The sequence below is a fragment of the Roseateles sp. NT4 genome (assembly GCF_051857475.1).
In the GTDB taxonomy this organism is placed as follows: Bacteria; Pseudomonadota; Gammaproteobacteria; order Burkholderiales; family Burkholderiaceae_C; genus Pelomonas.
This window is the reverse complement of record NZ_JBPZGZ010000008.1, coordinates 119042-142359: the sequence shown is the minus strand read 5'-3', so window position 1 is coordinate 142359 and position 23318 is coordinate 119042. Positions and strand designations below refer to the sequence as shown.

Sequence of the window (23318 nt, the reverse complement as noted above, 5' to 3'; positions counted from 1 at the left end):
CGCGGCTAGTCGATCAGGCCGGCCAGCCGGCCGGCCTGGAAATGCAGATCGATGAAGTCCGCCAGCCCATCGAACACCGCGTCCAGCGAGCGGCCAGACTGGCCGAACAAGGCCTTGAGTACGGCCGGCTGCTCGAACAGGCCGTGGGCATACACGCCCAGCACCTGGCCCGACTGCCAGCCCACCGCCTCGCCGGCCGCATTGCGCAGAGCCACCTGGGGCGGCGGCAGGCCGGCATGGGGCTGGGTGCGGCCATGGCGGATCTCGTAGCCGCTGGCCTTGACGCCAGCCAGGGCCTGCCAGCCGCCATCCAGTGACGAGGCGAAGCTGAACTCGGTGCTGCGCAGCAGCTTCTCGGGCTCGAAGGCCGTGACCAGGGGCAGCAGGCCCAGGCCCGGCGCATTGCCGTCCACGCCATGGGTGTCGATGAGGGCCTCGCCCAGCATCTGCAGGCCGCCGCAGATGCCGAGCACGCGGCCGCGGTGGGCGTTGATGGCGAGGTCCAGTTTCTGCGCGCGCAGCCAGGCCAGGTCGGCTGCGGTGGACTTGGAGCCGGGCAGGATGATCCAGTCCGCGCCTTGCAGGTCGCGGGGCTCGCGGGCCCAGGACAGGCGCACGCCGGACAGCTGGCGCAGCGGCTGGAACTCATCGAGATTGGAGATGCGCGGATAGGCGACGACGGCGATGCGCAGGCCGCTGCCCGCATGGCCCGTGCTGGCGTCGTCGAACACACCGTCTTCCTCGGGCAGGCCATGGCCGCGCCACATCGGCAACGTGGCGATGGTGGGCACGCCGGTCATGCGCTCCAGCAGCTCCGGGCCGGGTGAAAGCAGGCCGGCGTCGCCGCGGAAACGGTTCAGCACAAAGCCCTTGACCTGGGCGCGCACGTCCTCGGGCATCAGCTGATGGGTGCCGTACAGATGGGCGAAGGCGCCGCCGCGGTCGATGTCGGTGACGAGGAGGCAGGCAGCCCTGGAATCGCGCGCCGTGCCAAGGTTGACGTAGTCGCTCGGCGCCAGATTGATCTCGGCCGGCGAGCCCGCGCCCTCGATGACGACGACCTCGTTCTCGCGCAGCAGTTCATGCAGGGCCGCGCGCGCACGGGGCTTGAGCAGGGCGCTGCGCTCGCGCCAGGGGACATTGCACAGGGCCGGATCGACTTCGCCGAGCACGACGACCTGGCTTTGCGTGTCGGCCTCGGGCTTGAGCAGCACCGGGTTCATGCGCACCTCGGGTATGCGGTTCGCGGCCAGGGCCTGGAAGTACTGGGCCGAGCCGATCTCGCCCATCAGCCCGTTGAGCCCCGGCACCACGCGGGCGTTGTTGCTCATGTTCTGGGCCTTGAAGGGCGCGACCTTCAACCCCTGGCGGGCGTACCAGCGACACAGGGCCGTAGCGAGCCAGCTCTTGCCTGCGCCGCTGGTGGTGCCCAGCACCATGACTGCCTTGCCGTTCATGCGTCTTCGCTTTCGATTTCAAGCAGGGCCTGCTGCAGAGCCTGCTGGGCGGTGGGCGGCTGGGCCGATACGCGCACCCAGCCGGGCAATCCAAAAGAGGCCGCGTCGCGCACGCGGATGCCGTGTTCGCGCAGGCGCGGCGCCATGTCGGCCCGTGGTGGACGGGCCAGCCAGAAATTCGTGCAGCTGGGGCGCTGCTGCCAGTCCAGGTCGGCCAGCAGCTGGCGCTGCTGCACCGTCCAGTTGCGCAGTTTGGCACGGGCGTCGACCAGCCAGGCCCGAGTGGCTTCGCTGGGCCAATGCATCAGCATCGCCACGCCTTCGGCGGACAGCACCCAGCTGGGTGCCAGCGACAGGACATGGCTCCAGACATCGTCCTGTCGGGGCGCGATCAGGCTGCCGGCGCGCACGCCGGTCAGGCCGAGCGCCTTGTTGGGGCAGATGAGCTGCCAGGCGCCGGGCGGCAGCGCGGGTGTCTCGCCGTGCAGGCGCAGCGGTTCGTAGGCGCGGTCGACGGCGACGAGGTGGCCGTCCAGCGTCGGCCAGGCGGCTTCGCTGCCACCCGTCGGGTTGCAGGGCTCGCAGATCCAGACCAGGGCCTGCGACGCAGGTTGGATGTCAGCCGGCGCGGCATAGGGCTTCACGGCCAGGCCAAGCGCTTGCGCGGCGACGGCGTAGTCGCCAAAGCCGGGCTGGGGCACCCACACCTCGCGGTGGCCCGTGTGCAGGGCGGCCAAGGTCAGTCGACGAATGCCTTCGGCACCGCCGGCGGTCGGCAGCACGAGGTCCGCGTCACCCAGATGGCGGCGCAGGGCGCGATAGCTGGGGTCGGGATAGCTGCGTCGATCGGCGGCCTGCACGGCGGCCATCAGTTCAGGCGGCGGTCCCAGCGGGCTGGCATTGGTGGAGAAGTCATGCGCCGCCAGCGGGCCGTCGTCCGGCCCCCCGTGTTCGGGCAGCAGCGGTGGCTTCATGCGCGCAGCGCCCAGGCGAGGGCAGCAACCAGCGCGGCACCGACGATGACGGCCTGCGTTGCGACGGCACGGGCCGCGTGCAAGTCGCCGGCCTGCACCGCTGCGCCTTCGGTGTTCAGCGCATAGACACCCGGCTTGGACAGCCGCCGACCCAGCCGCAGCGCCATGGCGGCCATGGGCCAGCCGCTGTTGGGGGAGGGCGTGCGGCGGGCTTCGCGCGGCAGTCGGCCGAAGGACGGGGGCATCAACACCAGTGCCGTCAACCGTGCCGGCAGCCAGGACAGCAGGTCGTCGGCCCGCGCCGCCCATTTGCCGCACCATTCGCGCTCATCACGGTAGCCCCACATCGCGTCCGCCGTGTTAGCAAAGCGGTAGAGGGCCGCGCCCGGCAGGCCGGCGATGGCAAACCAGAACAGCGGTGCGATGACGGAGTCGTTGAGGTTCTCGGCCAGGGTCTCGATGGCGGCTTCGCGCACCTCGGTCTCGGTCAGGGCCGTGGTGTCGCGGCTGACGAGGCGCGACAGCCGCGTACGGCCGGCCTCCAAGGATTCGTTCAATGCGGTTTCCACAGCCAGGGCGTCGTCCGCCAGCATGCGCCAGGCCAGCAGGGGCTTCAACAACAGGCCGATTGCCAGGGCCGCCGCGACGAAGCCCAGCATCGAGCTCCAGGGCTTGAGCAGCAGCAGTCCCCAGCCCTCCAGCCACAGCGCCAGGAAAACCATCAGCGCGGCACCCAGCAGCCAGGCAAGTGCGCCGGCGATGAAGCCGATGGCCGGCGGCAGCCGGGTCAGCTTGAACAGGCCGAGATAGCGCCCCATGCCGACGACGGGATGGGCCCAGGCCGGTGGTTCGCCGAAAAGGCGGTCCACCAGCAGGGCGACACCCATGGCCAGCGGTAGCAGCAGATTCATGGGCTGACGGGTGGCAGGCGAGCCACCAGGCCACCCTTGAGGCGTTCCGGACGGCGGTCCCAGGCCAGCAGGCCGTCACCCGGCTCGGCATGCTGGGCCGCAACGGCCAGCAGCGCGTCGACGCTGGCGGCGTCGGGTGCCAGCTGGCCGAACAGATAGCTGTGCTTGCCGGTGCCCTGCAGCGCCGCCGTGCAGCTCTGCTTGCAGGCCGCCATGCAGGCCTGGCCGCGGACGGGCAGAGGCCAGTCGCGCGCCAGGGCCTCGTTCTCGACGGCCTCCAGCAGGGCCTGGCCCCGGCCGTCGGCGCAGGTGGTGCAGATGACGAGGGCGCTGCTCATCAGTCTTCGATGCCGCGCTGCGCCGGCACGCCGGCCTTGTAGTGGTGCTTGACCATGGTCATCTCGGTGACGGTGTCGGCCAGCTCGATGAGCTCGGCTGGCGCGCCGCGGCCGGTCAGCACGACGTGCACATGCGGCGGGCGCTCACGCAGGCAGGCCATCACGCTGTCCAGCGCCAGCCAGCCGTAGCGCAGCGGATACATGATCTCGTCCAGCACGACCAGGAAATGGTCGCCCGCGCGGATTACCGATTCGGCACGGCCCCAGCCCTCGCGGGCCAGTTCGGCGGAGTGCTCCAGGTCCTTGCTCTTCCACGAGAAGCCGTCGCCCAGGCCTTCGATGGGCACGCCGAGCTGCTCGAAGACGCGGTGCTCGCCGAAGCGGGCGCTGGGCACCTTCATGAACTGGTAGATGCGCACCGGCTTGCCGCGGCCATGGGCCCGCAGCGCGAGGCCGAAGGCAGCGGTGCTCTTGCCCTTGCCGTCGCCCGTGTGGACGATGACGAGGCCGCGGCGCTCGCCGCTGGGAATCACGCGTTCGCGGTTCACCGGCGGTTGTTCGATTTCCATGAATCAGCTCCCAAAGAAGGCCGCGACGGCCTCGGGATTGGATGGGAAGTAGTGGTGCACATAGCTCGCCCGCAGCGAGCCCCGCTGGTAGAGGACCTCGGCGGTCTTGCCGCCGTTGGGGTTGGTGGCCCGCGCGATCGGGGCGAGCGGCGTCTCCAGCGTCGAGTAGTGGTAGCTGTGGCCGCGCAGGGGTCCTTCCGGCCAGTCCATGGCCTGCAGGCCCAGCGCCGCCAGGCGGTGCTGCACATGGGCGCGACCGGGCATCAGGCCCGCCATGCGGTGAGCGTCGCCAGCGGCGTCGGTCAGTTCGTCCAGCAGGGCCAGCATACCGCCGCATTCGGCCAGCAGAGGCCTGTTTGCGTTGATATGTCGAGTTAGCGATTCAGCCAGCGTGGAATGCGCGCCCAGGGTTTCTGCGTGCAGCTCCGGATAGCCGCCCGGCAGCCAGGCGGCATCGCAATCGGGCAGGGGCTCGTGACGCAACGGTGAGAAGAAGGCCAGCTCGGCGCCGAGGGCGCGCAGCAGGTCGACATTGGCCGGGTAGATGAAGCCGAAGGCGGCGTCGCGGGCGATGGCGATGCGCCGGCCGGCCAGCAGGCGTGCCGGTGGCGGCTCGATGGCATCGCGCAGGTCCAGGGGCTTGAAATCGAAGCCGGGCCGCAGGCCGGCCTCCCAGGTGTCGGCCCAGGCGTCGAGCTGGGCGTCCAGCTCCGGCTGCTCCAGGGCCTGCACCAGGCCGAGGTGGCGCTCGGGCAGGATGAGCCGCGGCTCGCGCGGCAGGGCGGCGATCAGCGGCAGATCGTCGGGCAGGCCTTCGCCCACCATGCGGCCGTGGGCCGGGCTGCCGACGCGGTTGGCGATGACGCCGCAGTGGTGCAGCTCAGGCCGGAAGCGCGCCAGGCCCGTGGCCAGGGCGGCAAAGGTCTGGGCCATGGCCGAGGCGTCGATGACGCAGACGACGGGCAGGCCGAAGGCGGCGGCCAGGTCGGCGCTGCTGGGCTTGCCGTCGAACAGCCCCATGACGCCTTCGACCAGGATGAGGTCGGCCTCGCGCGCGGCCTCGGCCAGCAGGGCCTGGCAATGCTGGAAGCCGCCCATGAAGAGGTCGAGCTGGTAGACGGGGGCACCGCTGGCGCGCTCCAGGATGCTGGGGTCGAGGAAGTCGGGCCCGGTCTTGAAGACGCGCACGCGCTTGCCGCGGCGGACATTGGAGCGGGCGATGGCCGCCGTGACGCAGGTCTTGCCCGAGCCCGAAGACGGGGCGCTGATGAAGAGGGCGGCGCAGGAGGTCATAGAGGCAGGGCGACCCAGCGCCCTTCGATCTGTGCGATGTGCAGGCGCGGGCCGAAGACGCGTTTCAGCGCCTCATGCGTGGCCGCGTCGCCCGGCGCGCCGGTGTGCACGATGTGGCCGTCGGCCATCAGCACCAGGTGGTCGGCCTGCAGGGCCAGGTGCAACTCGTGCAGCACGCTGACGACGCTGTGGCCGGCCGCGACGCGAGCGCGCACCAGGGCCATCCATTCCGCCTGGTGAGGCGGGTCGAGGTGGGCCAGGGGTTCGTCCATCAGCGTCAGCGGTGCGTCGACGGCCAGGGCGCGGGCCAGCAGCACGCGCTGGCGCTCACCGCCGGACAGCGAACCCAGGCGGCGCCCGCGCCAGGCCCAGCTCTGGGTGGACTCCATCGCGGAGCGGACGGCCATCTGGTCGGCCACGGTCGGCGGCGCCAGCCAGGGGCGGTGCGGCAGGCGGCCGAGCATGACGACGTCGTGGGCCATCAGGTCGTCGGCGCCGGTCTCCTGCTGGCCCATCCAGGCGAGCTGGCGGGCGCGTTCGCGGCTGGGCCAGTCGGTCAGCGGCTTGCCGGCCAGTTGCACGGCGCCGTCGCAGCGCTGCAGGCCGGCAATGGCACGCAGCAGCGTCGACTTGCCGGCGCCGTTGGGGCCGACGATGGCCGTCCAGCGGCCGGCGACGATGGCCAGGTCGATGCCGTGGATGAGGTCGCGGCCGTCGATGCGAACGCGTTCGATGCGGGCGTGCAGGGCTGTGCTCATCGCTTGGGCGCTCCGCGGCGATGCATGAGCACCAAGAGATAGACACCGCCCAGCAATGCGGTGACGAGGCCGACGGGCAGCTCCTGCGGCCGCATCAGGCCACGCGCGATGACGTCGGCCAGCAGCAGCAGGGCGCCCCCGGCTGCGGCCGACATCAGGATCAATCGGCCATGCAGCATGGGGCAAAGCGTGCGTACCAGGTGCGGTGCGACGAGGCCCACGAAGGCGACGATGCCGGTCTGCGCGACCGCAGCCCCGGTGGCCAGCGCGAAGGCGAAGATCAGCAGCAGCCGCATCAGGCCCATGCGCATGCCCAGGGACGCGGCGGTGGCCTCGCCCAAGGTCAGCGCGTCGAGGGCCGGGCTGGCCAGCAGGCCGATGACGACGGCCGCGACGCCACAGGCCGCCATGACCGTGACGCTGCTCCAGCCCAGCAGGCCGGTGTTGCCGAGCAGGAAGGCCTGCATGGCGCGCAGGATGTCGGGCGCCCACAGCGTGGCCAGGCCCGTCAGCGCATTCAGCACGACGCCGACGACGACGCCGGCAAGCAGCAGTCGCAAGGTCTGCTCGACGCCGCGAGCGAGGATCAGCGTCAGGCCTACGCCCACCAGCGTGCCGACAAAGGCGATACCGGTCAGGCCGACATGGGCCAGCAGCGATGAGGTCTGCGGCGAGATGCCGGTCAGCGCCAGCGCAATGGCGACGGCCAGGCCCGCACCCGAGGCGCTGCCCAGCAGATAGGGATCGGCCAGCGGGTTGCGGAACAGGCCCTGCGACATCGCGCCGGCCATGCCCAGCAGGGCGCCCGCCAGCCACGCGCCGAGGGACCGCGGCAGACGGATCTCCCATAGGATGATGCCCATGCTGTCGTCGCCGAGGTCGGCCCAGCCGGTGCTGCCGATGGCCACGCCGGCCAGCACACCGGCGGCGCCGACGATGAGCAGCAGCGTCAGCAGCAGCGCGGGGCGCATGCTCATCACGATGCGGCTTTCTCTCGCAGGCACCTGGCCATGATCTGGGCCGCCTCGGCCATGCGCGGTCCCGGGCGGGCGAGGATGTCGCCTTCCTCGGGCTTGAAGATGCAGATGCGGCCGCGCTTGATGGCGTCGATGCGGTCCCAGCCGGGGCGCTGGGTCAGGCCTTCGGAGCCGCGCTGGCCGATCATGATCAGGGCCGGGTTGGCCTTGACGACGAACTCGGGGTTGATCTTGGGGAAGGGGCCGAGGCTGGCGGGAATGATGTTGCCGGCACCGAGCTTGCTCAGGGTCTCGCCCATGAAGGAGGACTCGCCGGCCGCCCAGATGCCGCTGGCCACCTCGTAGTAGACGCGCACGCCGCGAGCACTCGCCGGCACGCTGCTGGCCGCCGCGGCGACGCCGGCCTCGATGTAGCGCCAGACGCGCTGGGCATCGGCCACGCCCAGCACCTGGCCCATGATGTTGAGCACGCGCTGCACATCCTTGTAGCTGCGCGGCTCCAGCGCGATGACCTTCATGCCCAGGGCCTGCAGCCGCTCGGCGACACGCGAGGACACGGCGACGAACACGACATCGGGCTTCAGTGCCGCGATCATCTCGACATTGGTGTCGTCCATGCCGCCCAGCTTGGGCAGGGCGTTCACCGAGGCCGGGAAGTTGGAATAGCGGTCGACGCCGACCAGCTTGGCGCAGGCGCCGAGTTCGCAGACCGTCTCGGTCAGCGAGGGCAGCAGGCTGACGATGCGCTGCGGCGGCGCGCTGATCTGCGTCACCTGGCCGAGGTCGTCCTTGATGTCGACGGCGTGGGCGGGCAGGGCCGCCGCGAACAGCAGGGCGACAAGAAATCTAAGCATCGGAAGCATCCTCGACGGGGCGGGTCCAGGCCTGGCCGGCCACCATCAGTGTCAACTGGCCACAGCAGCGGGCGACGTCCTGATTGAGCCGGCCGAGTTCGTCCACGTAGTCGCGCACCTCGCGGCCCAGCGGGCTGACGCCCCAGCCAACCTCGTTGGAGACCAGGACGACCTTGGACTGCAGCCGTGGCAGCAGGTCCAGCAGCGCCGTTCGCTCGGCTTGCCAGCCGGCCGCATCGGGTGCGCCGCTCATGGGCATCAGCCAGTTCACCAGCCACAGCGTCAGGCAGTCGACGAGGACCAGCGTGCCGGCATCGTCGACCTGTTGCAGGGCCGCGCTCAAGGCCAGCGGGGCTTCGAGGGTCTCGAAGCCCGCAGGCCGTGAGGCGCGGTGATGGGCGATGCGCTCACGCATCTCGGCGTCCAGAGCCAGCGCGGTGGCGATGACCACCACGCGCCCCGGCCAGGCCAGGGCCAGCCTCTCGGCCCGGCGCGACTTGCCGCTGCGCTGGCCGCCGACGATGAGTTCGTGTGCGCTCATGGCGCCATTAGAGCGTGGGGGTGAAGCGCAGCGAGATCAGCGCGGTGCGCGGTGCGGACGCATAGCCATAGGCCGTCGAGGTCTCGCGGTCGAAGGCGTTGTCCAGGTTCAGTTGCAGCTTGAGGTCCTTGCGGATCTTGTACTGCGCGTTGAAGTTGACAAGTCCATAGCCGCCCAGCTTGCGCGTGTTGGCGGCGTTGTCAAAGCGTGCGCCCGAAGCCTGCACGCTGCTGCCCAGCACCCAGTCGCCCAGCTCGGTATCGGCGCCGACCGTGGCCAGGCGCTTGGCGCGGCGGGCCAGCAGCAGGCCGGTGCTGGCGTCGATGGGCTTCTGGAAGTCCATGGTGGCGCGCAGGTTCACGAAGCCGGCCTTGGTGTTGCCGGCCAGGGTCACGCCACGCAGGCGGGCCGCCGACACGTTCTGGTAGCAGCCGAAGGCGCTCTGGCAGGTGCCGGCCGCGCCGAAGATGATCAGGTTGCTGACGCGGTTGCGGTAGGCCGTGGCGCTGAACTCGGTGTCGCCGCTGCCGTACTTCAGGCCCAGCTCGACGTTGCGGCCGCGCTCGGCTTCCAGCGGTTTGACGCCGGGCTTGCTGAGGTCGGGGCCGTAGACGGTGCCTTGCTGGTACAGCGTCGGGGCACGGAAGGCATTGCCGATGGAGCCGACGACGCGCAGGCCGGTCACGACTTCATAGCCGGCCAGCAGGGTGCCGGTGTCGACGCTGCCGAACTGGCTGTCGTCGTCATGGCGGGCATGGGCCTGCAGGCTGAAGGCGCCGGCATTGAGCAGATAGCCCGCACCGATGGCGTTGCGGTGGCGCTTGCCGACGCCGGCGGTCACGAGGCCGCTGTTCTCGAGCTTGTCCTCGATGCGCTCGCTCTGGAAGTTGATCTGCTGGCCCTGGCCCAGGGTGTAGGAACCGGTCAGCGCCAGGTTCTTGACCTTGGTGATGGTCAGGTAGGGCGACGGCGTGGTCTCGTAGCGGTCGCGCGACTCGCCATAGCTGAGCTGGGTCTGCAGGGCCGGCATCCACTGCGCCGTCCAGGCCAGACGGGTTGCGTCGGTGTCCTGGATGCTGCGGTCGTCCGCCAGTGGCTTGGACTTGGACGCGTCGTACTGGCCGTTGATGTGGCTGCGGATGGCGATGATCTCGGCGCGATGGCCTTCGGCCAGCTGGGCGCCGACGCGGGCCGTGCCCTGGTATTTGCGCCAGCCGTCGCGGTCGGGCACATAGCTGAAGGAGCCGGGGTAGTCGATGGTGGAGTTGAAGCCGTCGCTCTCCTCGATGGCACCGGTGAAGGCGAAATCGATGATGCCTTGGCTGCCGAACAGGCCGCCATCGGCCTTGTGCGTAGCCTGGGTGCCCAAGGCCACGCCGAAGTCGGCACTGACCTGGCCACCGCCCTTGCGGGTGAAGATCTGCACGACGCCGCCGACGGCGTCGGAGCCGTAGATGGCGCTGGCCGGACCCTTCAGCACTTCGACGCGCTCGACCTGGGACACCGGGATGCCCTGCCAGCTGGCGCCGCCGGTGGACTGCGAGTCCATGCGCACGCCATCGACGAGGACCAGGGTGTGACGCGTGTCCGCGCCGCGCAGGAACAGGCTGGTCGTGGAGGCGGCGCCACCGTTGCGGACCATCTCGGCGCAGCCGTTGTTGCGCAGCAGGTCGGCCACGCTGGCGGCGGCCTGGCGCTCGATGTCGGCGCGGGTGATGACGGTCAGGTCGGCCAGCACCTCGGACAGGCGCTGCGGCGTGCGCGCGGCCGTCGTGACGACGGTATCGAGCTTGTTCTGGGCGTGGGCGGAGGAAGCCAGGGCGGACAGCGCGGCCAGGGCGAGCAGCGACCGACGGGCCGCGAGGAGGGAGTGAGGCATGAAATGAGACGCGAACGAACACCCAGCCGTGCTGACCCCCGCAGCAAGGCTGAAAAACGGCTTCCGCAGAAGCCCCGTCGTTGGCCGGTATCCGGGCTGGTGGACTTACTTCCGACGCCTTCCCGGTGCACGCACCAGTGGCCATGTGGTCGAAAGACAGAAGCTCGAGGGCCTCGTCCACTTACCGTTGCGGGGACAGCTCAGGTTAGATCTGCGGCGCGGCCGCTCGTCCTCCTGATTCCCGTTGAACTGCGGCCGCCATGGAGGCGGGCGCGAGCACCAACGGCGAGCATTCTATCGGGGGTGGCTGGCGGCGGCCGAAGGCTTGTGCGCTTTGGCCGTCTTGGGCGGCGTCAGGTGCGTGACCGGCGGGCTGCTGGCGGGCTGGGCGGGTGGCGGCAGGCTCTGCAGGCCGACGGCCTGGGCGCGCTGGTGCCGGGCCTCGGCCTCGCTGGCCCGGCGTGCCTGGGCCAGGACGGCGGCCTGCCTGGCATCCGCGAAGTGGCGCTCGCGCGCCGCCTTGCTGTCGGCGTTGCTGGGCTGGTCGTATTCGATGTTGCCGGCCGTGCCGCTGCCGGGGCAGGGCGAGTCGCGCAGGTCGCGGCCCTCGGGGCCGCAGCGGTAGACCGCGGCGCTGCGGGTCTGCGTCTGCGCCAGAACCGGCAGTGTGAGTGCAAGAACCAGAACCAGCAGCAGCGGTCTCATGAAGCCGGAGTGTCTACCGGCGGCTCGGGTTTGGGGGGCTTGGGGCGCGGCGGTTTGGCGTGAATTTTGGCCAAGGCCTTGTCCATCTGGCCGCTCAGCATCAGCTCGACGGCGGCGTAGCTCTTCTCGATGCAGTCTTCCACCGCCTGGCGCTCGGCCAGCGGCGGCTTGCGCAGCACATAGTTGGCCACCTCGGCCTTGTGGCCCGGGTGGCCTATCCCCAGGCGCAGCCGCCAGAAGTCGCCGCTGCCGAGCTGGGCCCGCATGTCCCTCAGCCCGTTGTGGCCGCCGTCGCCGCCACCCTTCTTGAACTTCATCTCGCCGGGCGGCAGGTCCAGCTCGTCGTGGATGGCCAGGATCTCCTCCGGCGCGATCTTGAAGAAGCGCGCCAGGGCCGCGACCGACTTGCCCGACAGATTCATATAGGTCATGGGCTCCAGCAACCAGACCGGGCCGCTGGCGCCGGGGGCGTTGTTCACCCGGGCCACCAGGCCGTGATAGGCCTTGTCGGGCTGCAGGCTTGCCTTGAGGCCGCGCGCCAGGCCGTCAATCCACCAGAAACCGGCGTTGTGCCGCGTGTCTTCGTACTCGGCACCCGGATTGCCCAGGCCCACCATCAGCTTGATCATGGGCGCAATCGTAGCTTTCGTGCTCAGCAATGCTGCAGCTACATTCGGCCAGGAAACTTGGCTGCAACAGGAGCGGACCGAATGCAGAACAAGGAATCCAAGAGCAAAAGCAAGACCTGGATCTGGGTGACAGTGGCCGTCATCGGCCTTGCCGCGGCGGTGTGGTGGTGGAAAGGCCGCGGGGGCGAAGGCGCTGCCGACGGGCCGGCTGGTGCGGCGTCCGCCGCCTCCGGGGCCGGCGGCGCAGGCCGCCCGGCTGGCGGGCGTTTCGGCCGCAGCGGGCCGCAGCCGGTCACGGCAGCCGCCGTGCAGAAGCGCGACATGGCCGTCGTCGTCGACGCCATCGGCAGCATCGCCTCGGCCAACACCGCCGTCGTGCGGGCCAAGGTCAGCGGCGAGCTGAAGGCCATCTATTTCCATGAAGGCCAGCCCGTCAAGGCCGGCCAGGTGCTGGCCCTGATCGACCCCAAGCCCTACGAGATTGCCCGCGACCAGGCCCTGGGCACGCTGGCCCGCGACCAGGCCCAGCTGGAAAATGCCCGCGCCGACCTGGCCCGCTACAAGGACCTCGTCAACAAGGACGCCGCGCCGCGCCAGCAGCTGGACACCCAGCAGGCCCTGGTGCGCCAGCTCGAGGCCACGCTGCTGACCGACCAGGCCGCCGTGGACAACGCCAAGCTGCAGCTGTCGTACACGCGCGTGCAGGCGCCCATCGCCGGCCAGGCCGGCCTGAAGCAGGCCGACCTGGGCAACAACGTGACGCCGGGCGACGCCAACGGCCTGCTGACCATCGCCCAGACCCAGCCGGCCGCCGTCGTCTTCGCCGTGCCGGATGCGCGCCTGGCCCGCATCCGCCAGCAGCTCGGCGACAAGCAGCCCCTGCCCGTGCAGGCCTGGGACCGCGAACGACGCACCAAGCTGGCCGAGGGCCGCGTGGCCAGCACCGACAACGCCATCGACGCCACCACCGGCACCATCAAGGTCAAGGCGCTGTTCGACAACAAGGACGGCATCCTCTTCCCCAACCAGTTCGTCAATGTCCGTCTGCAGCTGGACACGCTGAAGAGCGTGCTGGTCGTGCCGACAGCCGCCGTGCAGCGCGGCTCCCAGGGCATCTTTGTCTATGCCGTGGCCGACGGCCAGGTGGCCCTGCGCAAGGTGCAGGTGCTGGCGACCGACGGCGACGCTTCGGCCGTGCAGGGTGATCTGAAGGAGGGCGACCAGGTCGTCACCGACGGCGCCGACCGTCTGCGCGACGGCGGCAAGGCTGAGGTCATCAAGGCGCCGGCGGCCGGGGCCTCCGGTGCTGGTGGTGGCCGTGGTGGCCGTGGGCGTGGTGCGGGTGCGGCCGGCGCTGCCAGTGCACCGGCCGCTGGTGCCAGTGGTGCGAGTTCAGCAGCTGCCGCCGACGGCGAGCGCCCGCGCTGGGCCGACCGCGTACCCCCCGAGATGGTCGAGAAGCTCAAGGCCATGAGCCAGGAAGACCGCCGGGCCTGGATCCAGCAGCACCGCGCCTCCGCCCCGGCGCAGTGAGGCGCTGAACCATGAACCCGTCACGTCTTTTCATCGCGCGGCCGGTCGCGACCTCGCTGCTGATGCTGGCCATCGTGCTGGCCGGTGCCCTGGCCTACCGGCTGCTGCCGGTGTCGGCCCTGCCCGAGGTCGACTACCCGACCATCCAGGTCACGACGCTCTATCCCGGCGCCAGCCCCGACGTGATGACGTCGTCGGTCACCGCGCCGCTGGAGCGCCAGTTCGGCCAGATGCCGGGCCTGGCGCAGATGTCGTCGACCAGCTCGGGCGGTGCCTCGGTCATCACGCTGCGCTTCGAGCTCAGCCTGGCGCTGGACGTGGCCGAGCAGGAGGTGCAGGCCGCCATCAATGCCGGCAGCAACTTGCTGCCCAGCGACCTGCCCATGCCGCCGGTCTACAGCAAGGTCAACCCGGCCGACGCGCCGGTGCTGACCATCGCCGTCAGCTCGACGACGCTGCCGATCACGCGGGTGCATGACCTGGTCGAAAGCCGCCTGGCGCAGAAGATCTCGCAGGTGCCGGGCGTGGGCCTGGTGGGCATCGCCGGCGGGCGCAGGCCGGCCGTGCGCATCCAGGCCAACCCGGGCGCGCTGGCGTCGCTGGGCCTGTCCATCGACGATGTGCGTACCGCCATCTCGGGCGCCAACGTCAACCAGTCCAAGGGCAGCTTCGACGGCCCGCTGCGCGCCTCGACGCTGGACGCGAACGACCAGTTGAGGAGCGCGTCCGAATACGCCAATCTCGTCATCGCCTACAAGAACGGCAATGCGGTGCGCCTCAAGGACGTGGCCCAGCTGGTGGACGACGCCGAGAACCTGCGCCTGGCGGCCTGGGCCGGCCAGGCCAGCAAGTCCTCGGTGTCGGCCGTCATCCTGAATGTGCAGCGCCAGCCTGGCGCCAATGTCATCGAGACCGTCGACCGCGTGCGCGCCGTGCTGCCTCAGCTGCAGGCCAGCCTGCCGGCCTCGCTGGACGTGCAGCTGCTCAGCGACCGAACGACGACCATCCGCGCCTCGGTGACCGACGTGCAGCACGAGCTGCTGTTCGCCATCGTGCTGGTCATCGGCGTCATCTTCGTCTTCCTGCGCAGCCTGCCGGCCACCATCATCCCGGCCGTCGCCGTGCCGGTGTCCCTGGTCGGCACCTTCGGCGTCATGTACATGGCGGGCTTCTCGATCAACAACCTGACGTTGATGGCCCTGGTCATCTCCACGGGCTTCGTGGTGGACGACGCCATCGTCATGATCGAGAACATCGCGCGGCACATGGAGGAGGGCGGTGAGGAGCTCAGCGCCTACGAAGCGGCGCTGACCGGCTCCCAGCAGATCGGCTTCACCATCATCTCGCTGACGGTCTCGCTGATCGCCGTGCTGATCCCCCTGCTCTTCATGGGTGACGTGGTCGGGCGCCTCTTCCACGAGTTCGCCATCACCTTGGCCGTGTCCATCCTGATCTCGGCCTTCGTGTCGCTGACGCTGACGCCCATGATGTGCGCCCGCCTGCTCAAGCACGAGCACGACGAGGACCACGGCTGGCTGTGGCGGCGCGTCGGCAAGGCCTTCGACGACACCATCGCCGCCTATGGCCGCATGCTGAACTGGGTGCTGGACCGCTCGGCCGCGACGTTGATCGTCTTCATCGCGACGCTGGGCCTGACCGGCGTCCTCTATCTGCTGGTGCCCAAGGGCTTCTTCCCGGTGCAGGACACCGGCCAATTGCAGGGCATCACCGAGGCGGCCCAGTCCACCTCCTTCGGCGCCATGGCCGAACACCAGCAGCGCCTGGCCGAGCGGGTGCTGAAGGACCCGGCGGTGGAGAGCGTCTCCTCCTTCATCGGCGTGGACGGCGGCAACACGACGCTGAACCAGGGCCGGCTGCAGATCTCGCTGAAGGCCAAGGACGGCCGCGGCGCCAGTGCCACCGACGTGGCGCGCCGCATTGCCGAAGCGGCCGCCGACGAGCCCGGCATTGCGCTGTATCTGCAGCCGGTGCAGGACCTGACCATCGAGGACCGCATCGCCAAGACGCAGTACCAGTTCACGCTGAGCTCGCCCGACTCCGCTGAGCTGAGCCGCTCGACGACGGCCGTGCTGGAGAGACTGCGTGGCATCAAGCAGATTGCCGACGTGGCCAGCGACCAGCAGGAGAAGGGGCTGCAAGCCTATGTCGATATCGACCGCGATGCGGCGGGCCGGCTGGGCGTCAGTGTGGCCGCCATCGACAGCGCGCTCTACAGCGCCTTCGGCCAGCGCCTGATCTCGACCATCTTCACGCAAAGCAACCAGTACCGTGTCGTGCTGGAGGTGGCGCCCGAGTACCGCCAGGGCCTGGACGGCCTGAAGGGCCTGTATGTGCCCGGCACCGGCGGCGTGCAGGTGCCGCTCAGCTCGGTGGCGCGCTTCAGCGAGAAGTTGGCGCCGCTGGCCGTCAATCATGTGGCGCAGTTCCCCTCGTCGACGGTCTCCTTCAACCTCGCGCCGGGTGCGTCGCTGGGCGAAGCCGTCAAGTCCATCCGCACCGAGGTGGATGCGCTGCAGCTGCCGCTCAGCGTCGAGACCCGCTTCGAAGGCGCGGCGCTGGCCTTCCAGGCTTCGCTGACCAGCACGCTGCTGCTCATCCTCGCGGCCATCGTGACGATGTACATCGTGCTGGGCGTGCTCTACGAGAGCACCATCCACCCGCTGACCATCCTGTCGACGCTGCCCTCCGCCGGCCTGGGCGCCCTGTTGGCCCTGCTGGTCTTCCGGCTCGACCTGGACATCATCGCCATCATCGGCATCGTGCTGCTGATCGGCATCGTCAAGAAGAACGCGATCATGATGATCGACTTCGCACTGGAAGCCGAGCGCGACCAGGGCAAGTCGCCGCGCGAGGCCATCCATGAGGCCTGCCTGCTGCGCTTCCGGCCCATCCTGATGACGACGATGGCGGCCCTGCTCGGTGCGCTGCCGCTGATGCTGGGTAGCGGCGTCGGCAGCGAGCTGCGCCACCCGCTGGGTGTCGTCATGGTCGGCGGCCTCATCGTCAGCCAGCTGCTGACGCTGTTCACGACGCCGGTCATCTATCTGGGCTTCTCGGCACTGGCCGCACGCCTGAAGCGTGGCCGCGGCAAGACGGAGGAGGCAGCGGCATGAATTTGTCGCGCGTCTTCATCGAGCGACCGATAGGCACGGCGCTGATCACCTGCGGGCTGGCCCTGGCGGGTGCGATTGCCTATCTGCTGCTGCCCATCGCGCCCCTGCCCCAGGTCGAGTTCCCGACCATCTCGGTCAGCGCCTCGCTTCCCGGTGCCAGCCCCGACACCATGGCCGCGACGGTCGCCACGCCGCTGGAGCGCACGCTGGGCAGCATCGCCGGCGTCACGGAAATCACCTCGTCCTCGTCGCTGGGCAGCAGCCGCGTGACGCTGCAGTTCGACCTCAGCCGCGACATCGACAGCGCCGCCCGCGACGTGCAGGCCGGCATCAACGCCTCGCGCTCGCTGCTGCCCACCGGCATGCCGAGCAACCCGAGCTACCGCAAGGTCAACCCGGCCGACGCGCCCATCATGATCGTGTCGCTGACGTCGGACACGCTGACGCGCGGCCAGATGTACGACGCCGCCTCCACCGTGCTGGCGCAGAGGCTGTCGCAGGTCGACGGCGTCGGCCAGGTGACGGTGGGCGGTGGCGCGCTGCCGGCGGTGCGCATCGAGCTGGACCCCAACAAGCTGTCATCCCAGGGCATCTCGCTGGACCAGGTCCGCGCGGCCGTCGTCGCCACCAATGCCAACCGGCCGAAGGGCCAGCTCGAAAGCGATGAGCGCTACTGGCAGATCACCGCCAACGACCAGGCCCGCCTCGCCAGCGACTACGCGCCCCTGGTGCTGAGCTACAAGAACGGCGCCGCCGTGCAGCTGCGCGACGTGGCTTCCATCGAGGACAGCGTGCAGGACCTGCGCAACGACGGCCTGGCCAATGGCCGCTCGGCCGTGCTGCTGATCCTGAACAAGGCGCCCAGCGCCAACATCATCAAGACCGTCGACACCGTGCGGGCCCTGCTGCCGCAGTTGCGCGCCTCCATTTCACCGGCCATCGACGTGAACGTCGTCATGGACCGCACGTCGACCATCCGCGGCAGCATCAAGGAAGTGCAGCGCACGCTGGCCATCTCCTTCGGCCTGGTCATCGTTGTCGTCTTCATCTTCCTGCGGCGCTTCCGCGCGGCCCTGCTGCCGGCCGTGGCCGTGCCGGTGTCGCTGGCCGGCACCTGCGGCTTCATGTATCTGCTGGGCTACAGCGTCGACAACCTGTCGCTGATGGCGATGACGGTGGCGACGGGCTTCGTCGTCGACGACGCCATCGTCGTGCTGGAGAACATCTCGCGGCATATCGAGCGCGGCGTGCCCCCTCGGGAGGCGGCGCTGAAGGGCGCCAAGGAGATCGGCTTCACCGTCGTGTCGATCTCGCTGAGTCTGATTGCCGTCTTCATTCCCATCCTGGCCATGGGTGGCATCGTCGGGCGGCTGTTCCGCGAGTTCGCCGTCGTGCTGTCGGTGGCCATCCTGGTGTCCATGGTCGTCTCGCTGACGACGACACCGATGATGGCCGCGACCCTGCTCAAGCCGCAGTCGACCGCGAAGAAGTCGGGCCGCATCGGGCAGCTGCTCGCACGCCTGCAGCGCGCCCTGATGCGCGGCTACCGCCGCACGCTGCGCTGGACGCTGCGCCACCAGCCCGTCGCGCTGCTGGTGCTGGCCGGCGTTGTCGCGCTGAACGTGCACCTCTACATGACCATCCCCAAGGGATTTTTCCCGCAGCAGGACACGGGACTGATGATCGGCGGCGTGCAGGCCGACCAGGCCTCCTCCTTCCAGTCCATGCAGCTCAAGCTGCGCACCTTCAGCGACATCGTCAGCGCCGACCCGGCCGTGGCCAATGTGACCGGCTTCACCGGCGGCGGCCAGCGCAACAGCGCCAATATGTTCATCAGCCTGAAGCCGCAGAAGGAGCGTGAGGAGAATGTCGACGCCGTCATCAACCGGCTGCGCGGCAAGCTGGCCAAGGTGCCGGGCGCCAACCTCTTCCTCGCGCCGGTGCAGGACATCCGCATCGGCGGCCGTCAGGCCAATGCCTCGCTGCAATACACGCTGCAATCCGACAGCCTGGAAGACCTGCGCACCTGGGAGCCGCGCATCCGCCGCGCGTTGACAGAAGTGCCGGAGGTCACCGACGTCAACACCGACCAGCAGGACAAGGGCACCCAGACCTCGCTGGTCGTCGACCGTGATGCGCTGGCCCGCCTGGGGCTGACGATGAGCGCCGTCGACAGCGCGTTGAACAACGCCTTCGGCCAGCGCCAGGTCGGCGTCATCTACAACCCGCTGAACCAGTACCGCGTCGTCATGGAGCTGGCACCCATCTGGCTGCAGAGCCCGCAGACGCTGGACCGGCTGATGCTGACCAGCGGCACCGGCCAGCAGGTGCCGCTGTCGGCGGTGGCCCGCGTCGAGACGACCAATACGCCGCTGTCGGTCAACCACCAGAGCGGCACGCCGGCCAGCACCATCAGCTTCAACCTCGCCGAGGGCGTATCGCTGTCGGATGCCGTCACGGCCATCAACGACGCCGTCGCCGGCAGCGGCGCGCCGGTGTCGGTGCGGGGCAGCTTCCAGGGCACGGCCCAGGCCTTCCAGGCGTCGCTGAAGTCCCAGCCGCTGCTCATCCTCGCGGCCATCGTCACCATCTATCTGGTGCTGGGCATGCTCTACGAGAGCCTGATCCACCCGATCACGATCCTGTCGACGCTGCCGTCGGCGGGCGTCGGCGCGCTGCTGGCCTTGATGGCCTTCAAGACCGACTTCACCATCATTGCGCTGATCGGCGTCATCCTCTTGATCGGCATCGTGAAGAAGAACGCCATCATGATGCTGGACTTCGCCATCTCGGCACAGGATGGTGCCGCCGAACGCGGTGTGCGCCTGTCGCCGGGTGCGGCCATCTACCGCGCGGCCCTGCTGCGGCTGCGGCCCATCCTGATGACGACGGTGGCCGCCGTCTTCGGTGCCGTGCCGCTGGCCCTGGGCCATGGCGAAGGCGCCGAGCTGCGCGTGCCACTGGGCATCTCCATCGTCGGCGGCCTGCTGCTGAGCCAGCTGCTGACCCTCTACACCACGCCCGTCGTGTTCTGCTGCATGGACAAGCTGAGCCGCAAGAAGCGCAAGCCCGCGCCGGCGCCCGCCAACGCTCTCCAGACCGCGACCTGAAGCCATGCCGAAGACTGTTTTTCTTCTTCTTCCTCTCGTTCTGGCCTTGGGTGGATGCGCCATCACGGCGCAGCGTCCGCCTGCCGAGCCTGCACCGCCGGTGGCTTTCAAAGGCTCGGCCGAATGGCAGCGTGTCGCGCCCGAGGTGGCCGTGCCCGAAGCCTGGTGGACGATGTTCAAGGACCCGGTTCTGGACAGCCTGCAGGCCGACCTCGTCGTCGGCAACCAGAACCTGGCCGCGGCCCTCGCCCAGGTCACGTCGGCCCGCGCGGTGCTGAGCGCCAGCCGCTCGGCCATCTTCCCGACGTTGTCCATCAACGGCGGTACCACGCGCTCGGCATCGGTGGAGAACGGCAACGGCCAGCGCACCATCTCGACCAACAACTCGTTGACCGCCAACGCGGCCTGGGAGATCGACCTGTGGGGACGTCTGGCCGAAGGCGTCAAGGCGGCCGGCGCGAACTACCGAGCCAGCGAGGCCGATCTCGCCGCGCTGCGCCTGTCGGCCCAGGCGACGCTGACGCAGAGCTATTTCGCGCTGCGCACCGCCGAGGCCCAGCAGGCCTTGCTGGAGCGGACCGCTGCGGCCAACCAGCGCGCGCTGGACCTGACCGAGGCCCGCTATGCCAGCGGCGTCATCGCGCAGTCGGATGTGCTGCAGGCCCGCACCCAGCTGCGCGGCACGCAGTCGCAGCTCAGCGACATTCGCACCGAGCGCGCCCAGCTGGAGCATTCCATCGCGACCCAGATCGGCAAGCTGGCCGGCCAGTTCCAGCTGCTGCCCAGCTCGCGCCTGCCCGAGCTGCCGCCGGTGCCGGACCTGGTGCCATCGACGCTGCTGGCCCAGCGCCCCGACATCGCCGCCGCGCGGGCCCGTCAGACAGCGGCCTATGCGCAGATCGGCATCGCCGATGCGGCCTTCTTCCCGGCCATCGACCTGTCGGCGAGCGCCGGCTACCGTGGCTCGTCCTGGTCCAACCTGGTGTCGGCGCCGAATCTGCTGTGGAGCATAGGCGCGGCCGTGGCCCAGCCCATCTTCGATGGTGGCCAACGCAAGTTGGCTTCCGCCCAGGCCCGTGCCTCGGCCGATGTCGCGACGGCCAACTACCGTCAGGCGGTGCTGACGGCCTTCCAGGAAGTCGAGGACAACCTCGTGCAGTTCGCCGAGTCGGGCGCTTCGGTGGCCCTGCAGCGGGATGCGTATGAAGCTGCCGACCGCAACCTCCAGATCGTGCTGGACCAGTACCGCGCCGGCACGGTCAGCTTCCTCAACGTCAGCGCCGCCCAGGCCTCGGCGTTGTCGGCCGAGGGGAATCTGCTCTCGTCGCGCAACCGGCAGCTGGCGGCGGCGAATGTGCTGCTGAAGAACCTAGGCGGCAAGCTGCCGCCGCAGTGAAAACCAAGGCGGCTACACTGCCGCCTCTTTCTTGATCCTGCTGCTGCAAGAAAGGCTTTCCCGGACCGCCAACCACGGTTGAGTGCTCCGGACGTGTCCTTTCGCCTGTGCCGTCCTGGCCAGGCTTCTCGATTGCAGCCATGGGCAACCATCAAAGACTTCAGCGGGCCTTCGCCCGCAACGGCATCGCGCTCAGCTATCGCGATGGCATCTATCACGTCCACAACGAGGCGGCGCAGGCCACCATCCTGCTGCCGGCCAGCCTGCCGCTGGAAGAGAAGGCGGTGAGCCAGTTGCTGGCTTTCGCCAGCGTGCGCGGGCCGGGCGGCGAGGCCGCTGTCTGCAAGGCTTGCGCGACGCCGGACTTCCACCCCGGCGCCATCGCGCCCGTCGGCACGGTCGTCGCCACGTCGGCCGACTTTGTCATCCCGAGTTCCGTCGGCACCGACATCAATTGCGGCATGCGCCTGCTGACTACCGGGCTGAACCTCGGGCAACTGGAGCCGCACAAAGAGGCATTGATCAGGCGGCTCACGCGCAGCCTGCTGGACAACGGGCGCGATGTGCCGGTTGCGACGAGGGCATTTACGGCGCTGTTCGACGACGGCCCCGATGCCTTCCTGGACAGCCTCGATTCTCTTGGCATCTGGGCGCAATGCGACCGGGATCGACTGCGCGCCGAGGTGAAGCAGTGCGTGGGGCTGGCCTCGTTCGGCGGGCATTCCCGTCACGTGCCCCTGGCCTACCGAAGCGACACTCATGCGGTGTTTCGTGACCCCAGCCTCGGCACGCCAGGCGCCGGCAACCATTTCGTGGAGTTGCAGGTCGTCGACGCGGTTCTGGACCGGCATGTGGCCTACGAGGCCGGTGTGAAGACGGGTGACGTGGCCGTCATGATCCACAGTGGCTCGCGCGACCTGGGCTTCTATGTCGGTCAGGCCTGGATGGACAAGGCGAGGCAGGCTTGGCCTGCGGGCATGAAGCATCCGACGAGCGCCCTCTACGGCCTTCAAGGACCGATGGCCGAGGAGTATCTGCAAGCCATGGGTGCCGCGGCGCGCTATGCCTGGGCCAACCGTGTCGTGCTGGCTGAACTGGTTCGCAAGGACCTTGAAGCAGTGGCCGGTGCCGGTTCGTCACGGCTGGTCGTCGACGTGCCGCACAACGTCGTGCTGAGGGAGCGGGGGCTGAACATCCATCGCAAGGGCGCGACACCGGCGCACGCGGGTGAACTCGCGCTGATCCCCGGTTCGATGGGCGACGCGTCCTATCTGGCGACGGGCCTGGGGAATGCCGATTGGCTGTGGTCTTGCAGCCATGGTGCGGGTCGCTCGATGCGACGGCAAAGGATGCGCGCGATGAAGGCCATGGACGAGCAGCAGCAGGCCTGGCAATGCGTCACCTTGCGTGAAGAGCGCCGGGTCGAGGAGGCGCCGCACGCCTACAAGCCGATTGGCCCCGTCATTGAAGCCCAAGAGGAGGCGGGCCTCATCAAGGCCGCCGTGCGCCTGCGACCATGGATGACCTTCAAGGCTTGAGCCGCCAATGAAAAAGGGCTCCTTGCGGAGCCCTTCATGTTGGCTGGAAGCCAGCAAGAATTACTTCTTGCCCTTCTTCTTGCCCTTGCCGTCGTCGGCGGCCGGAGCGGCGGCCACGACGATTTCCTCGGCCTTGGGCTCAACCGGCGTCGCCAGGACGGGGTTGGGCTTGCCGTGGGTGACGACCTTGACGCCGGCGGGCAGCTTGATGTCGTTGACGTGCAGGCTGTGACCCTTGGTCAGGCCAGACAGGTCCACCTCGATGAACTCGGGCAGTTGCTGGGCCAGGCAGGTGATCAGCAGCTCGGTCACGACGTGGTTGACCGTGCAGTGGTCGGTCTTGACGGCCGCGGAGGTCTCTTCGCCCACGTAGTGGATCGGGACCTTCTTCGTGATCTTGGTCGTGCCGTCCACGCGCTGGAAGTCGCAGTGCAGGACTTGCGGCTTGTACGGGTGCATCTGGAAGTCACGCAGCAGCACTTGCGTGGACGAACCGTTCAGCTCCATGTCCAGCAGGGAGCTGTGGAAGGCTTCCTTCTTGAGGGCGTGGAACAGCGCGTTGTGATCGAGTTCGATCATGACGGGCTCACCGGCGCCAAAAACAATGCCCGGCACCTTGCCGGCCACTCGCAGGCGGCGGCTCGCTCCGGTCCCCTGCAACTTGCGCTCAAAAGCGACAAACTTCATGGTTTTCTCCAAAAGAGAACGGCACCCGCGACCAG

At 69.2% G+C, this 23318-nt stretch carries 19 protein-coding genes and 1 riboswitch; of the genes, 5 read left to right on the top strand and 14 right to left on the bottom strand.

Annotated elements, in window-relative coordinates; genetic code table 11:
- Positions 1-5 precede the first annotated feature (5 nt).
- From ACS5PN_RS30730 to pth, 13 genes are all read right to left on the bottom strand, one after another.
- Complete coding sequence (locus tag ACS5PN_RS30730; protein WP_439467828.1) at positions 6-1457, bottom strand: cobyric acid synthase; 1452 nt, start codon at positions 1455-1457, stop codon at positions 6-8.
- Entirely contained in the window at positions 1454-2431 is a 978-nt protein-coding gene (locus ACS5PN_RS30725; RefSeq protein WP_439467827.1) for an aminotransferase class I/II-fold pyridoxal phosphate-dependent enzyme, read from the bottom strand. The genes ACS5PN_RS30730 and ACS5PN_RS30725 overlap by 4 nt, the downstream gene beginning before the upstream one ends.
- Positions 2428-3342, bottom strand: coding sequence for an adenosylcobinamide-phosphate synthase CbiB (gene cbiB / locus ACS5PN_RS30720; RefSeq protein WP_439467826.1), 915 nt, complete (start codon positions 3340-3342; stop codon positions 2428-2430). The genes ACS5PN_RS30725 and cbiB overlap by 4 nt, the downstream gene beginning before the upstream one ends.
- Entirely contained in the window at positions 3339-3680 is a 342-nt protein-coding gene (locus ACS5PN_RS30715; protein ID WP_439467825.1) for a DUF1636 family protein, read from the bottom strand. Before ACS5PN_RS30715 ends, cbiB begins: the two co-directional genes overlap by 4 nt.
- Positions 3680-4249 (bottom strand): cob(I)yrinic acid a,c-diamide adenosyltransferase, encoded by a 570-nt coding sequence (cobO, locus tag ACS5PN_RS30710; RefSeq protein ID WP_439467824.1) that lies wholly within the window; start codon positions 4247-4249, stop codon positions 3680-3682. The genes ACS5PN_RS30715 and cobO overlap by 1 nt, the downstream gene beginning before the upstream one ends.
- A 3-nt stretch (positions 4250-4252) precedes the next feature.
- A complete protein-coding gene (locus ACS5PN_RS30705) occupies positions 4253-5542 on the bottom strand; it encodes a cobyrinate a,c-diamide synthase (protein ID WP_439467823.1) in 1290 nt (429 codons plus the stop codon).
- The gene (locus ACS5PN_RS30700) at positions 5539-6300 is read right to left on the bottom strand and encodes an ABC transporter ATP-binding protein (protein WP_439467822.1); all 762 of its coding nucleotides are present in this window, start codon (positions 6298-6300) and stop codon (positions 5539-5541) included. Before ACS5PN_RS30700 ends, ACS5PN_RS30705 begins: the two co-directional genes overlap by 4 nt.
- Positions 6297-7277, bottom strand: a complete 981-nt coding sequence (locus ACS5PN_RS30695; protein WP_439467821.1) for a FecCD family ABC transporter permease — start codon at positions 7275-7277, stop codon at positions 6297-6299. Before ACS5PN_RS30695 ends, ACS5PN_RS30700 begins: the two co-directional genes overlap by 4 nt.
- Complete coding sequence (locus ACS5PN_RS30690; protein ID WP_439467820.1) at positions 7277-8140, bottom strand: ABC transporter substrate-binding protein; 864 nt, start codon at positions 8138-8140, stop codon at positions 7277-7279. The genes ACS5PN_RS30695 and ACS5PN_RS30690 overlap by 1 nt, the downstream gene beginning before the upstream one ends.
- Entirely contained in the window at positions 8124-8672 is a 549-nt protein-coding gene (gene cobU, locus ACS5PN_RS30685) for a bifunctional adenosylcobinamide kinase/adenosylcobinamide-phosphate guanylyltransferase (protein ID WP_439467819.1), read from the bottom strand. The genes ACS5PN_RS30690 and cobU overlap by 17 nt, the downstream gene beginning before the upstream one ends.
- Before the next feature lie 7 nt (positions 8673-8679).
- The gene (locus tag ACS5PN_RS30680; protein WP_439467818.1) at positions 8680-10551 is read right to left on the bottom strand and encodes a TonB-dependent receptor domain-containing protein; all 1872 of its coding nucleotides are present in this window, start codon (positions 10549-10551) and stop codon (positions 8680-8682) included.
- A gap of 65 nt (positions 10552-10616) precedes the next feature.
- A riboswitch (cobalamin riboswitch) is annotated at positions 10617-10850 on the bottom strand.
- A complete protein-coding gene (locus ACS5PN_RS30675) occupies positions 10846-11256 on the bottom strand; it encodes a hypothetical protein (RefSeq protein WP_439467817.1) in 411 nt (136 codons plus the stop codon). It overlaps the preceding riboswitch by 5 nt.
- Entirely contained in the window at positions 11253-11885 is a 633-nt protein-coding gene (gene pth, locus ACS5PN_RS30670; RefSeq protein ID WP_439467816.1) for an aminoacyl-tRNA hydrolase, read from the bottom strand. Before pth ends, ACS5PN_RS30675 begins: the two co-directional genes overlap by 4 nt.
- 81 nt (positions 11886-11966) lie before the next feature.
- On the opposite strand from pth, the gene ACS5PN_RS30665 reads away from it, so the two are divergent.
- The 5 genes from ACS5PN_RS30665 to ACS5PN_RS30645 all read left to right on the top strand — a co-directional run bounded on the left by ACS5PN_RS30665 (position 11967) and on the right by ACS5PN_RS30645 (position 22596).
- On the top strand, positions 11967-13418 hold the full coding sequence (locus ACS5PN_RS30665; RefSeq protein WP_439467815.1) for an MdtA/MuxA family multidrug efflux RND transporter periplasmic adaptor subunit: 1452 nt from the start codon (positions 11967-11969) through the stop codon (positions 13416-13418).
- Between the two features lie 11 nt (positions 13419-13429).
- On the top strand, positions 13430-16552 hold the full coding sequence (locus ACS5PN_RS30660; RefSeq protein ID WP_439467814.1) for an MdtB/MuxB family multidrug efflux RND transporter permease subunit: 3123 nt from the start codon (positions 13430-13432) through the stop codon (positions 16550-16552).
- Positions 16549-19662: a multidrug efflux RND transporter permease subunit gene (locus ACS5PN_RS30655; RefSeq protein ID WP_439467813.1), complete on the top strand. Its 3114-nt coding sequence runs from the start codon at positions 16549-16551 to the stop codon at positions 19660-19662. The genes ACS5PN_RS30660 and ACS5PN_RS30655 overlap by 4 nt, the downstream gene beginning before the upstream one ends.
- 4 nt (positions 19663-19666) lie before the next feature.
- Positions 19667-21058 (top strand): efflux transporter outer membrane subunit, encoded by a 1392-nt coding sequence (locus ACS5PN_RS30650; RefSeq protein WP_439467812.1) that lies wholly within the window; start codon positions 19667-19669, stop codon positions 21056-21058.
- 140 nt (positions 21059-21198) lie between these two features.
- The gene (locus ACS5PN_RS30645; protein WP_439467811.1) at positions 21199-22596 is read left to right on the top strand and encodes an RtcB family protein; all 1398 of its coding nucleotides are present in this window, start codon (positions 21199-21201) and stop codon (positions 22594-22596) included.
- Between the two features lie 60 nt (positions 22597-22656).
- Here the strand turns inward: ACS5PN_RS30645 and ACS5PN_RS30640 are convergent, their stop codons facing one another.
- Positions 22657-23283, bottom strand: coding sequence for a 50S ribosomal protein L25/general stress protein Ctc (locus tag ACS5PN_RS30640; protein WP_439467810.1), 627 nt, complete (start codon positions 23281-23283; stop codon positions 22657-22659).
- Between the last annotated feature and the right edge of the window lie 35 nt (positions 23284-23318).

Coding starts and splice junctions, on each gene's coding strand:
- ACS5PN_RS30680 (WP_439467818.1), bottom strand. CDS start 10,551: ATGCCTCACTCCCTCCTCGCGGCCCGTCGGTCGCTGCTCGCCCTGGCC.
- cobO (WP_439467824.1), bottom strand. CDS start 4,249: ATGGAAATCGAACAACCGCCGGTGAACCGCGAACGCGTGATTCCCAGC.
- ACS5PN_RS30650 (WP_439467812.1), top strand. CDS start 19,667: ATGCCGAAGACTGTTTTTCTTCTTCTTCCTCTCGTTCTGGCCTTGGGT.
- ACS5PN_RS30690 (WP_439467820.1), bottom strand. CDS start 8,140: ATGCTTCCGATGCTTAGATTTCTTGTCGCCCTGCTGTTCGCGGCGGCC.
- ACS5PN_RS30665 (WP_439467815.1), top strand. CDS start 11,967: ATGCAGAACAAGGAATCCAAGAGCAAAAGCAAGACCTGGATCTGGGTG.
- ACS5PN_RS30725 (WP_439467827.1), bottom strand. CDS start 2,431: ATGAAGCCACCGCTGCTGCCCGAACACGGGGGGCCGGACGACGGCCCG.
- ACS5PN_RS30645 (WP_439467811.1), top strand. CDS start 21,199: ATGGGCAACCATCAAAGACTTCAGCGGGCCTTCGCCCGCAACGGCATC.
- ACS5PN_RS30730 (WP_439467828.1), bottom strand. CDS start 1,457: ATGAACGGCAAGGCAGTCATGGTGCTGGGCACCACCAGCGGCGCAGGC.
- ACS5PN_RS30655 (WP_439467813.1), top strand. CDS start 16,549: ATGAATTTGTCGCGCGTCTTCATCGAGCGACCGATAGGCACGGCGCTG.
- pth (WP_439467816.1), bottom strand. CDS start 11,885: ATGATCAAGCTGATGGTGGGCCTGGGCAATCCGGGTGCCGAGTACGAA.
- ACS5PN_RS30695 (WP_439467821.1), bottom strand. CDS start 7,277: ATGAGCATGCGCCCCGCGCTGCTGCTGACGCTGCTGCTCATCGTCGGC.
- ACS5PN_RS30715 (WP_439467825.1), bottom strand. CDS start 3,680: ATGAGCAGCGCCCTCGTCATCTGCACCACCTGCGCCGACGGCCGGGGC.
- ACS5PN_RS30640 (WP_439467810.1), bottom strand. CDS start 23,283: ATGAAGTTTGTCGCTTTTGAGCGCAAGTTGCAGGGGACCGGAGCGAGC.
- ACS5PN_RS30705 (WP_439467823.1), bottom strand. CDS start 5,542: ATGACCTCCTGCGCCGCCCTCTTCATCAGCGCCCCGTCTTCGGGCTCG.
- cbiB (WP_439467826.1), bottom strand. CDS start 3,342: ATGAATCTGCTGCTACCGCTGGCCATGGGTGTCGCCCTGCTGGTGGAC.
- ACS5PN_RS30675 (WP_439467817.1), bottom strand. CDS start 11,256: ATGAGACCGCTGCTGCTGGTTCTGGTTCTTGCACTCACACTGCCGGTT.
- ACS5PN_RS30660 (WP_439467814.1), top strand. CDS start 13,430: ATGAACCCGTCACGTCTTTTCATCGCGCGGCCGGTCGCGACCTCGCTG.
- cobU (WP_439467819.1), bottom strand. CDS start 8,672: ATGAGCGCACACGAACTCATCGTCGGCGGCCAGCGCAGCGGCAAGTCG.
- ACS5PN_RS30700 (WP_439467822.1), bottom strand. CDS start 6,300: ATGAGCACAGCCCTGCACGCCCGCATCGAACGCGTTCGCATCGACGGC.